Source organism: Streptomyces sp. NPDC054841 (genome assembly GCF_053611045.1).
In genome coordinates, this window is the sequence record NZ_JBSGZO010000508.1 from 1 (window position 1) to 5,750 (window position 5,750).

Below are 5,750 nucleotides of genomic sequence, written 5' to 3' on the forward strand. Positions count from 1 at the left end.
GCTCGACCGTGTGAGCTGCTTCAGCGTGTGCTCCAGACGGCGCACGGCGGATCGGGCGTCGTCCGACGGCACGGCGGACAGCTCGCCGATCGGGGCGCGGACCCGGGCGGTCGCGTCGTCGGTGCGGTCCAGTTCCTGTTCGGTCCAGGCCGTGCGGATGACGCACCGGGCGCGCTCGTCCAGCACGTCGGCGCCGAGGGCCTCGAACGCGGCGTTCGCCTTGTCGAGCAGGACGACCGCCTCACGGCGGACGCTGGCCGCTTCCTCACCGGTCCGGGAGCCGCCGTCATCCTCCGCCTCGTCGTCCTCGTCGTCGTATTCGTACAGGTCGTCGAGGAGCAGCTCGGCCGTCTGCGCCCACGTACGTGCGCGCTCCAGCAGAAGTTCGGCCTCGTCGACGTCGCCGTCACCGTCGCCGTCGACAGCCGAGAGCGCCTTCGCCATCAGGTTCCTCGCGGCGTCGGACTCCCCTTCCCTGGCCTCGAGCCACGCCAGAGAGCGCAGCGAGCGGGCCAGGAGGACCAGCTCGCCCACGGCCTCCCACAACTCGACCGCACGGTGGTACGCGGCGACGGACTCGTCCTGCATGCCCGCGGCCGAGAGGCACTCGGCGGCGAGGGTGGCCAACTGGGCGTGCGGGCGCTGGTGTTCCCAGCCCTTGGCCACCTCGGCGGCGAGCAGATACTGCTCCGCGGCGGCCCGGTGGTCGCCGAGGCTGCGCAGGTTCCGCGCGAGCGTCTCCCGTGTCTGCACGGCGCGATCGTCGCCGTGCTCCAGCAGATCCGGCAGCGCGGACTCCAGCACTTCGGCCGCTTCGGCAGCCCGTCCTGTCTCGCCGTAGGCCTGGGCGAGGACCAGGCGGGCATAGGCCCCGGCGCCGGCGACGTCCCCCGCCGCGTCGAACCAGTGCGCCGCCTCCAAGGCGTAGAGCGCCGCCTCTGCCTCCTTGCCGTCCTGCTCGTACAGGATCTCGGCGAGGGTGAGCCGGAGCCGCCCCAGCTCATCCGGCTCGACGAGCTCGGCGCCGTGCGCGAGGGCGGCGCGTGCCATTTCCTCGGCCTCCTGCGGGCGGCGCAGCATCAGCAGCAACCGGGCACGGCGGCTCAGCGGTTCTGCGGCGTCCCATGGACGGCCGGCGTCGATACTGTGCGCGGCCGCCGAGGCGAACAGCTCGTCCGCCCGCTCCACGTCGCCGGTCCGCCAGGCCTGTTCGGCCCGCAACTGCTCGGCGTCGGTGAGCAGATCTCCCAGCTCACCGCCCTCCTGCGTGGCCGCACCGGCGAACTGGGCGACGACCGCGGCCAGATCGGAGTCGAAACGCGCATGATCGAGGACGAGATCGCCGTCACTCGTGTCCTGCAGGGCCGGCTGGAGCTTCACCGTGGACAGGGCGACCGTCGCGATGCGCCGGGTCCTGGTGGGGTCGGCCGTGTCCAGCGCCTGCGCCGATGCCGTGGCCGTCGCCAGCAGCTTCCTGATCTCGTCGGGCTCCGCCGCCGAGTGCGCGGCCGCGTACACCACCCTGAGCTCGTTGAGCGCCGCCCGGCTGGGGTCACCGGCCGCCCGGTAGGCGGCGACGGTCTGCTCGAAGAGGCCGCGGACGCCGTCCTCGCCCGCGTACCCCGCGCGGACCGCGCGGCGCTCCAGTATGTCGGCGGCCAGCGGCGGGTCGGGGGCCTCGTCCCGTTCGGCAAGAAGGGCATCGATCCTGTCCCACACGGACGATGCCTTCGGGTGCCCTTGGGCGCGGAGCCCGCGCGCCTCGGCCACGAGATCGGACAGCGACCGCTGCGACTGCGCCCCCTGCTTCGACTGCACACCGTGCGGTGCCGGGGCCTTGGAGGGCGCAGCAGTGGTGAGCGCCGCCGCACGCACGCCCAGGGGCAGGCGGTCCGCAAGCGGCCGGCGCGCGCGCCTGTCGGACAGCCGGCGGGACACCACGTCACTGCCGTTGCGTGCGTCGAAGCGGCCCGCGATCGATGTGGCCTCGGTGTCGAGGATGTCGTACAGCTCGCGCACCGTGCGCTGCTGTCCAGCGAACGCGACCGCGGGCTGTGTCTCCAGGCCGAGGGCCAGCAGGCGCTGGAGCAGTACGAGCGTTCCGGTGAACATCTCCAGTCGCGCCCACGGGTTGCCGTCCGCCGTGAGGTGCGCGGCGTGCTCGGCGAGCAGTTCGAGGCCGCGGCCCTCGTTGCCGGTCAGTGCGCAGAACTCGATGTGCAGACCGATCGACGGCAGCAGGCTCTCGTTGTCCCGTGCCATGCGGTAGCCGCGCAGGTGGTTCGTGCGGGCCTCGTCCGTGCGTCCGGTCCGCAGCAGCGGCAACAGCGACTTGGCGAGGACCCGGTGCGGCTCCTCCAGGCAGGTGGAGCGGCCGGCGAGGACCGGCTCCCAGACCTGCAGAGCCTTCTCGTCCTGGCCCTGGTTCAGCCAGTAGTACCCCTGATCGTTGAGCTCGCAGGCGTGGCAGTTGGCCATCTGGTCGCGGTCCGCGGCGGTCCATGCGGCGAACGCGCGCGCTGCCCGCTCGGTGTCACCGGTGTCGTCGGCGAGTTCGAACTCGGCCTGCCGGACGGCTCGTTCGCTGTAGCCGCCGACGCGGTACCGGCGTTCCATCTCGGCGAGCCACTTCTCCATGCTCGCGAGCGGCATCTCCGGCAAGGAGAGCATGCCGGAGCTGACCCACTTGAACATCCAGTGGAAGGTGTAGGTGTCGCCGGAGTCGAACGCGGAGGGGTCCTGGTCCCATTCCTGCAGGAGCTGGGCGAACGGGACCATCATCTTGCCCCGTTCGGTGCTGTACTCGTACGCCTTGATCAGGCCGAACAACGCCTGGCGGAGCAGGTCGCGGTCACCGGTCGACTCGGCGGCCGCGACGAGTTCCTCGGCGCGCGCGTTGCGCAGGAGGCCGTTGGGCGCGGACGCGTTCTCCCACAGGGCGCGGCGGATGTCCTCGGGGGGCGGGCTGGTGGTCACTTGTCGCCCTCCTCGGACGCGGCGGCCTGAGCGGCGATCGGATGTGTGGCCCATTCCAGGAGGCTCAGGAAGGCCCGGTTGAGCAGTGAGGTGTCGGCGGGGCGCAGCGGGCGCTGGGCCATCAGCAGAGCCTGGCCGTACAGCGACTCGACGGCGGTGCCCGCCAGTTCGGGATCGGTGATGGCGGCGATGCGGCGCACCAGGGGGTTGTTGTGGTTGAGGACGAGCCGGGCGCGCGGTGCCGCGCCGCGCAGTGCGCCGAGGATGTCGCTCCACAGGTTGTCGGCGTTCTCCTCGGCTGCCGCGCGGTCCCGCTCGTGGCGGGCCTCGCGGTCGTCGAGGAACAGCGCCGGCACGGTCACGGGCTGGAAAGCCCGCAGTGCCACATCGCAGGCGAGCGCGTCGAGGCGGGTCCGGGCCGTGGCGAGGAAGGCGGCGAGGGCCAGTTCCTGCTGGGGTTCGACCGGGTCGAGATGTGCGGTGACCGCGCTCGCGTCGAGTTCACTGACGGTGACATCGTCCATGATCCGCGGGAGCAGGGCGATCAGATCGGCGTCGTAGGTGTATCCGCCGTTGACGATGCCGAGGCCGTGTGCGGCCGCGATGGGCGAGACCTGACGGAACTCCTCGACGGTGCACGTGAAATGGACCTGGGGGTGCGTGCGGACGAACTCGTCCAGCGTGACGCGGCCGTCGCTGGTCTCGAACGGCAGCCACGGCAGCATCAGCGCGAACAGCTCCGCGTCGTGCCGGGCCATGGACTTGACGCCCAGGTGGTGCACGGTGAGAAACGCGGCGAGACGATCGGGGTCGCCTGCGGCGAGCTCGGCGAGCCACTCGCGGATACGGACGCCCAGCGCTTCCCGTACGGCGGCGAGCGTCTCGTCGTCGTAGAGGTTCTCCCGGGAGGCGGTGGGACGAAGCGTGTCGGTGTCGAGGACGACCCGGACGAAGAACGCCCAGTCCGGCAGCAGGTTGTCCGCCCGGTCGGTGAGGAGCATGCCCTTCAAGTAGACGCGGTGGGCCGCCCGGTGGGCGGGGCTCGTCGCGGTGGGCAGGACATAGGCGACCCCGCGCACCCCGGCGACGGGCAGGTCCAGGTCGATGGAGTCGAGCGGGCTGAAGCCGAAGACGCGCGAGCAGTGCCCGGCGAGCGCGACGCGGCGGGCGGTGGGCGTCGGGTGGGCCCGGTCCCAGACGGCGGGCCGCTCGGTCAGGGGGCGGTCGGTGGCGTCCGGGCCGGTGAAGGTGACGTCGTGGGGCAGCAGCGAACCGAAATCCGCGGCGAGTTCGGCGACGCGCTGGGGGTCGGTCCACTCCGTGGCCCCGGGCCGCGGCTCCAGCCGGACGGTGGTTCCCGGCTCCGGCCGGGCCTCGTGCGGCAGGGTCCTCACCGTGTACGAGCCGTCGTCGCTCGCCAGCCATTCGACCGGCGGCTCTCCGGGCTTGCGGGCGGACCGCGACACGACGCGGATCTGCCGGGCCACCACGAAGCAGGCGAGCAGCCCGATGCCGAACTGGCCCAGGAATTCCTGCCGGGCGTTCTCCAGGCCGTCGCGCTTGGAACTGCGGCCGATGGTGGCGAGCAGCGTGTGCAGCTCGTCGGAGGTCAGACCGACGCCGCTGTCCTCCATGACGACGGCGTCGCCCGTGGCCGTGAGGCGGATGCTCATGGGCGCCGACGGGTCGTCGGCCAGGCGTGCGGTGACGGCGTCCACCGCGTTCTGGAGCAGTTCGCGGACGTAGACGCGGGGGCTGGAGTAGAGGTGGTGGGAGAGCAGGTCGACAAGACCCCGCAGGTCCACCTGGAAGGTGTTGACCGCCGCCGGCAACGCCTGGTCGCCGTCGGACGACGCGCCGACCGGTTCGGAGGATTCGGGCACGGAAAGGTTCATGGGCACAGGGGGCGACCTCACGGCTCCGAAGTGGCGGCCGCAGGCGCGGGGTCGGGCGATCGCGGGGTCCCCCCCTCACGAATCGCGATGTGGCCCGGCCCCGCCCTGGGCGGCGCGGGCATGCGTGTGTACACGTGCCTGCACGGCCCAGGAGGAGGACCCGGAATTGATGACCATGGTAAGGACGGGCACTGACAATGCCCAGGGACTTTCACTGCGGGGCCCTCCTGCCTCCGGGTCGGCGTCCGCGCAGCGACCCGGCCGTGCTGCCTGTCCGCTCGCGCAGCAGGATCCGCAGGGTGTTGGCGTGCTCGTACCCGGCCTTGCGCGCGATGGACTCGAGCGAGAGGTCCGTCGTGCGCAGCGGGTGCGAGGCCTGCTCGACGCGCAGGTCCTGCACGAAGCGCAGGGTGAGGTCCCGAGCACCCGGCGGACCGTTCACTGCAGGGCTGCCTCCCGGCGGCAGCGCTCTGTTCGGCTCCCTGCCGCCGGTGACGCTGCGCCAGGACGGCAGGTGGCGCAGGCAGATGGCGCGAGCCTTCGACGACCTGGCCGCGGACCTCGCTTCCGGAACCAAGGTCGAGCCCCGCAGTACCGGGGGGAGGAGATAGCCCTGCACCTGGGCATCGCCCGGGCCGAGGCGCTCACCCGCAACCGGCCGCGTCTCCTGCAGGAGGTGCTGGCCGGCCTGCCCGAGGACCGCCGCGATTTCGACTGGGACGCCTGCTAGTGCCGTGGCCGGAAAGGTTTGCCGGGAAGCTCGCGGCGTCCGGTGCATGGGGTCTCCCCAGGCCCGAAGGGCCGAGGGGACGCATCGCAAGGCGGAGCATCGCCCTCGTACTGGACGTAGTTGGGTGACGCGACAACGCAGCGAGGTGC

4 protein-coding genes are annotated in these 5,750 nt (G+C 72.1%); 1 reads left to right on the forward strand and 3 read right to left on the reverse strand.

Features of this window, described 5'->3' with window-relative positions; all coding sequences use genetic code 11:
- From ACWGI8_RS37935 to ACWGI8_RS37945, 3 genes are all read right to left on the reverse strand, one after another.
- Positions 1-2,976, reverse strand: a 2,976-nt coding sequence (locus ACWGI8_RS37935; RefSeq protein WP_453667987.1) for a tetratricopeptide repeat protein, incomplete at its 3' end; no start/stop codon positions are given.
- The gene (locus ACWGI8_RS37940) at positions 2,973-4,871 is read right to left on the reverse strand and encodes an HSP90 family protein (protein WP_453667988.1); all 1,899 of its coding nucleotides are present in this window, start codon (positions 4,869-4,871) and stop codon (positions 2,973-2,975) included. The genes ACWGI8_RS37935 and ACWGI8_RS37940, both read right to left, overlap by 4 nt.
- 211 nt (positions 4,872-5,082) lie before the next feature.
- Positions 5,083-5,313 (reverse strand): helix-turn-helix domain-containing protein, encoded by a 231-nt coding sequence (locus tag ACWGI8_RS37945; protein WP_453667989.1) that lies wholly within the window; start codon positions 5,311-5,313, stop codon positions 5,083-5,085.
- A gap of 72 nt (positions 5,314-5,385) precedes the next feature.
- Between ACWGI8_RS37945 and ACWGI8_RS37950 the strand changes: the two genes are divergently transcribed.
- Complete coding sequence (locus tag ACWGI8_RS37950; RefSeq protein ID WP_453667990.1) at positions 5,386-5,601, forward strand: hypothetical protein; 216 nt, start codon at positions 5,386-5,388, stop codon at positions 5,599-5,601.
- The last annotated feature ends 149 nt before the right edge of the window (positions 5,602-5,750 follow it).